Annotated in this window: 5 protein-coding genes; 3 read left to right on the forward strand and 2 right to left on the reverse strand. The window is 62.9% G+C overall.

Annotated elements, in window-relative coordinates; all coding sequences use genetic code 11:
* Together Q0789_RS16405 and Q0789_RS16410 are read left to right on the forward strand one after the other, a co-directional pair.
* Positions 1-507, forward strand: a 507-nt coding sequence (locus Q0789_RS16405) for an IS3 family transposase (protein ID WP_366917777.1), incomplete at its 5' end; no start/stop codon positions are given.
* A gap of 211 nt (positions 508-718) precedes the next feature.
* Positions 719-952, forward strand: a complete 234-nt coding sequence (locus Q0789_RS16410) for a hypothetical protein (RefSeq protein WP_298807058.1) — start codon at positions 719-721, stop codon at positions 950-952.
* Positions 953-2,518: 1,566 nt separating this feature from the next.
* On the opposite strand, the gene Q0789_RS16805 is transcribed toward Q0789_RS16410, so the two are convergent.
* A complete protein-coding gene (locus tag Q0789_RS16805; protein WP_366917778.1) occupies positions 2,519-4,027 on the reverse strand; it encodes a DNA methyltransferase in 1,509 nt (502 codons plus the stop codon).
* A 35-nt stretch (positions 4,028-4,062) separates the two neighbouring features.
* Between Q0789_RS16805 and Q0789_RS16415 the strand changes: the two genes are divergently transcribed.
* Complete coding sequence (locus Q0789_RS16415) at positions 4,063-4,410, forward strand: hypothetical protein (RefSeq protein ID WP_298807059.1); 348 nt, start codon at positions 4,063-4,065, stop codon at positions 4,408-4,410.
* A 550-nt stretch (positions 4,411-4,960) separates the two neighbouring features.
* Here Q0789_RS16415 and Q0789_RS16420 read toward each other — a convergent pair.
* On the reverse strand, positions 4,961-5,272 hold the full coding sequence (locus tag Q0789_RS16420) for a hypothetical protein (protein ID WP_298807060.1): 312 nt from the start codon (positions 5,270-5,272) through the stop codon (positions 4,961-4,963).
* Between the last annotated feature and the right edge of the window lie 322 nt (positions 5,273-5,594).

Genomic DNA, 5,594 nt, shown 5'->3' on the forward strand with positions numbered 1-5,594 from the left:
CCCCCGCCGAGGCTCTCGACGAGCAGCTACGGTCGCTGCACCAGGCCGGTGTTGCATCGACCGGTTGAACCCAGTCAACACACCAGTTACGACTTCGGCAAGTCGTTGCGAACCTCGGGCGTGCTGACCTCGATGTGCCGTGTGGGGTCCGCCTACGACAACGCACTGGCCGAGACGGCCTTCGCCACCCTCAAGACCGAGTTGGTCTACCCCAAGGCCTGGGGCTGCCGGTACAAATTCGGGCTGGAGGTCCTCTCCTACATCGAGGGCTTCCACAGCACCCGCCGGCGCCACTCCCGCCTGGACAGACACAGCCCCGCCGACCACGAAGAACGTCAACTGACAGACAAGCAGGCTGTTCGCCGGACGGGTGTCACATCAGGACCACCCCGACTCCACTTGCACTTGGCTCGCGTCGAGCATGTCATCTATTATATGTTCGTCCCGTTCAGGGCCTTTGACGCCGCGACCTCGGACGTCGTAAAGCACACACTTGTCCGTCTTTGACACCACCTGTCGTGCTCTCGGCCCTAACTCTGATAATTGACATTTCAATGAAACTTTTCGCAGCGCCACCGACTCCGCGACCGCTTCGCCCATATGGCTGGTGTCGACTACCGCCGACACGCCGGGGCGCCGGTGCGAGTTCGGAAAGCCAGCATGTCGGGCATACTAAGCGAGGCAGGATGTAAACGACTGCGACTTCAGGAGGCTCGCAATGGAGAAACATGCCCGTAAACCAGCTTCGGATGAATATCCAGGCGACCAAGAGCGCCGAGCCGAGGCCGCCGTGGAAAGCGCCTTAAACCACGCCTTCACCGCACTGGACGCAGAATTGCGTAGCGGCGTAGATCGCCTCGGCATTGAACGCATCCTAGACCAAAAAGGTTTGATAGAGGATTGGCTCAATTGGCAGGAGGTAGACTTCTCGAGCGATTTCCCCGACCAGTAAGACTCGTCTCCCCGTGACATGATCAGAGAACGGCGCCAGGGCCGGATAGCCTCCGTCTCGCGGGACTGCGGATCTGCGGCCTTCCGCCGGCGGGCGCTCATCGGGGCTCCAATGACCCGCGAGGAGGAGGCCTGTCAACCAGTAAACCCCGCTGGCAGACCCAAAGGGCGCCTCGAAACGCGCGGAAGACCGCCGGAACGCCGTGAGCAACGACGATTCCCGGCTTTCCCCGTGGTGACCACCACCACCGGCGACGTGCGTCCGCTCCCGCCGACGGCCGCGTGGGTCGGTGCGCGATCTACCACGAAGGTGGTCCGCTCGGGGTATGGTGGTTTTGCCGCATTACATGTGTATTCGTCACGGAACTCCGCAACCTTGACAAGGCTTCCCCTGGGTCACTGCGCGTAGTTCTGCAGGACCACCGGGCACCAGACAGTCCATGTCAGCCGAGCACCCTGCCGGCTGCTCGAGAGCGCCCCACCAAGCCGGCTGGTCGTAGTCGCCGGGCCGGCCGCGTCCTCGATCGCCATACAACTAAGCTCTCACGGCAGCATGCGGCTTATCTCGTCCAACTGGTGCAGTATCCCCTCAGCACGGTCAGAAGATACCTTTCGGTCGCGTGATCTTAACTGTCGTTGAAGTCTTTCTGCCACCAGATTGGGGTCAACGCTATCCGTGTGCAATCTGAGGAACTTCACCCAAGCGCGCGCTTCGATGCCCAGAATGGGCACGGCCATGGTCGAACTCACGAACTGATCCATGAGGGGCCGACACCGCGGGAGACGTCCGTAATTGTCGCCTCCATCGTACGCCGGCACGGCAGTGACCCGATCCGCTTTAGATGGATACGGCGCTGCGCCCGATGGGTAACTAATCGAGGTATTAGTATTTTCCGCGACTTCGCGCACATGCTGCCACCAATAGTCTCTCCATTCGGCGGCATATAGCGCTGACTCAACCCAGGGTTCAGCCGCGATGGCTTCTCCACTCACTGCGTTACTGAGGTGCCAAGGCACAACGCACACGAGGTCATGGGGGGCGCAAGCGTTAGGAGAGACCTGGTATCGGAGTGACGGAACGCCTTCCTTAGCCAACATCCACCATCCCTTGAGCTCTACACCCAGCGCAATCTCGTCCGCGCCATATACGCCAGCGCTGATGAGCCGGACATCAGGAAAGGCCTGGCTTGATCTCTCAAACCGATACGAGGCCCAAATGCTCTGAGGATCCCATATGTGCCTCAGCGCGTTGAGAGTTCGAACCACCTCCATCTCGATACCGGCACCAAGGAAAGTATTCAGATTGAATAAGTCTGTAGCGGCGATACCACTCACCGTGTGTCTAAATTGAAACTCACCTGGTAGCGCCTGGAGAGCAGCCTTGACGCCCGCTTGCAGAGCGGTGCGCTTGTCATCGTTGTCCAAAGTAGGCCTTTGCGGTGCAGCATCGACCTCCTCAGGGGTCGCCCCGAGTGCTTCCGGCTCGTCGCCACCGCTAGCCGCCTCCCCCCGTAGTCCTTCACCTACACCCGAAGATTCGCTCTCGTTACGCTCCGTCGTCTCGTCGTCAAGCATGACGTACCCCCATTTCTAATAAGCCCGCATCCATGGAGGGGCTAGTCACTGCCTCTTCTTCGGTTTCTCGGATAGTTTCGACTGCGACAGCTAGACGCTCCTCCGCCAGTTGAGCAAAGTGCGGGTCGAGTTCGGCCAGGAAGGCGCGCCTACCCAAGGCCACAGACGCCACAGATCCTGTTCCGAGTCCGCCGAAAGGTTCCCATACCACGTCACCAGAAACAGTAGTTGCGTACACTAGGCGTTCCATTAGCTCAAGTGGCTTCTGATTCAAGTGTGTGGTGCTTGCTCTGGTTGGACGATAGACGCGAGGCGCCGAGCGGCGCATAGAGCCCCGCATTCTCTCGCGGTCATGCAAGGCGGGGCGGCTCCACACGTTAGTTAACCCATGGACGTGATTCCACGTGTACCGGAGACCTTCCCACTCACTCTCGGACACGGAATCTGTTGCGTTAAGAGAAAAGTACGGCCGCCCACTTTCGAAGCCATTGTCATTGCAGTGTTTCGCCATCGCGGCGACGGCACTGCCAGGCGGCCAATACCACAACCAGTCGCTAGTCAGGTACTTACGCGTTGCCGCGCTTTTTACTCCACACGCGCCGTTCGCTTCGTACAAGGGCAGGCCTGAGCGGAGCCACTCGTGCCGTAACCACTGTTGCGCATTAAGATTGCCCTTCTCCGTCTGAATCTCGAACCGGCGCTGGTAGAGGACACACACCTCAGTGACAACGGGAAAGCGGCGAATTGTCCGACTGTTCACGTTGCCCGCGATATGGCTGATGCCCTTATCCCAAGTGACGGTTTGGATGTAGTCCCATCCTTGCCGCTCTAATTCTCCATGGACAGTTGCCCATCCAACCTCAGTACCCCAAAACCAGAGGACAGTGCCCGGGCGGGCAGCCCGGGTCCACACCTCGATATGTGGCCGATACCAGTCGACAAGACCAACTGTATCCGTAGTGTCGCCGTGGAATCCGCGAACGCCGTAAGCGCCATCGCTAATGATGCACGCGGGAGCTGGCCATTCATTATAAGCGTCGCGCACATCGCCTACGTGTAGAGAGTAGCCCGCCTCTTCTATCGGAACGGCACACACGTGCTCTGATGACATATTGGGCGGGTCCCCATCTCTACCGTGTCTGCACTGCCTTGCTGGCGGCAGTCTCGCCGGTGCGGAGGCGCTTGGCGAGGAGGAGTCATAACACGGGCGCGTCGCAGTCCACGTCAAGCGCCCAACGGGACTGACTGCGTGGCTGAGCGCGGGAAGCCACTCGCCCGGTCGCCTGTGGCAGTCGCTTGGCCGGGTCCAGCACCGTCTTCCACGGCACAGCGAGCGCGCCGATGAGCTGCGTCGTCGTGACCACGCGAGAGTGCGGCGAACGCCTGGCCGACCTATGTGAGGTACTCGCTCAGTTTCCGGTCGAGCAGCTCCCTCCCCGCCCGCCGGGGCGCCCACGTCGTCGTCCTTGGGCATGTCGACCGCCACGACGGCCGCCGCCATGGCGCGCCGGGCGACGATCGCCGCAGCGTCCACTCGTGGCACGCGCAGGAAGGGCTGGGCACACCCTGGCCACTGATGTCGTGGCGGTCCGTGAACTCGTAAAAGAGCCTGCGGCTGCAGTAGGCCAAAGCGACTTGCTCCCCGCAGGCGACGACATCCGCGCCCACGTCGTCCGCTACCGTCAGCACGGAGGCGGCGACGCCCGTCGTGTCGAGGACGGCCGAATACTGGTTCGCGAGGGAGAGCTGACGGCGACAGTCGTCGGCCGGATCTTCGTCCTCGACGAAGCCTCAATCCCGGCAACGCGCGCGCCTCACTGCCGGTCGTTGCCGATTGCTGTACCCGTCGGTCGCCTGGCCGTCGCTACGGGTGGCGTCGGGTGAGCGATCGAAACGGGGTGCCGCTTCGGGCGCGGACGCGCATGCGCGCGTGATTGCATCAGCGGACAGCGGAGGGGGGTGGCCGCGGCCTGCGAGTGCCGCGCGGGCGTCCATGACGTCCGCGTGCTGCCGGCCTGCCGCGAGCCTTCGGCAACCGAGACCTGCAGCACTGCCGTCGCCTGGCCCGCGTCAGCATTCGACCCCTCAGAGGAAGGACACATCGGCGCTTGTATCGAGTTCTGCGCTGGTTACATCTTTCCGCCACATCGGCGAAAAGCTTACCCACGACGCGTGGCCTACTGGAGCGGCGGTCCCGCCCGCTCCTGCCGACCGACGTCTGATCGAACGTGCGGACGTCGCTGCACGTCCAGGGTGAAGGCGTCCTCGGCACCCTCCCACGCGGCATGGATGCGGAAGACCACCTGGATCGGCCGCCGGAGGCGGGGCTCGAGCGCCTCGATGCGTTCGTGAAGTCGTCCCGGTCGACCTAACCGATGACCACAACGTCGACGTCCTCGGGTGAGGGGCCCGGCTCCCCGGAGTACCTGGCTGCTCAGGAGCCGACAAGCAGGACCTCCTCGAGACCCGCCACGCCGCTCAGCGCCCCCTCCACGAGAGCTCGGGGTCCGTAAGCCACGGCGACGAGCTCCGCCAGCGGCCCGTTGACGGGGTTGTCGCCGGGGGACACGAGGCGCGCGCGGCCGACACGCCGGTCCCGGAGGATGCCGGCTTCGACGAGCTTCTCGACGTCGCCGTGGAGGTTGCCGGCGTCCGTCAGCGCCGATCTCGCGCGCCAGCTCCGCGATCGACATCTCGCGGTCGGGGTTAAGCAGGAGCGCAGACAAGAGCCGTGCCCGGGAGTCACGCATGAGCGGGAGCAACGCCGACATTCTCGTGTTGTAGCGACACGTTGTCGTGTCCGGACAACAAGATGCGCCATCACTGGGCATGCCTGCCGCGGCTGACCCCTTCCAGTCCGGACGCCCACACGGCACGACTCTCACTTTCCAGCGTGCGAAGACCGGGCTCGTCCACAGCGGGTGGTGATCACCCGTCGCGGCAAGCGCCACCCACCACACTGAACCGGTGACCGACATCGTCGCCGATTACCGGCTCTTCGTACCTGCGGTGGGGCTCATGCCAGTCGGGGGTGGCGTAGGCCTCCGCCGATGAGGAGCATCCGGAGC

Origin of the sequence: uncultured Pseudokineococcus sp. (genome assembly GCF_947499845.1) — a bacterium.
In the GTDB taxonomy this organism is placed as follows: Bacteria; Actinomycetota; Actinomycetes; order Actinomycetales; family Quadrisphaeraceae; genus Pseudokineococcus.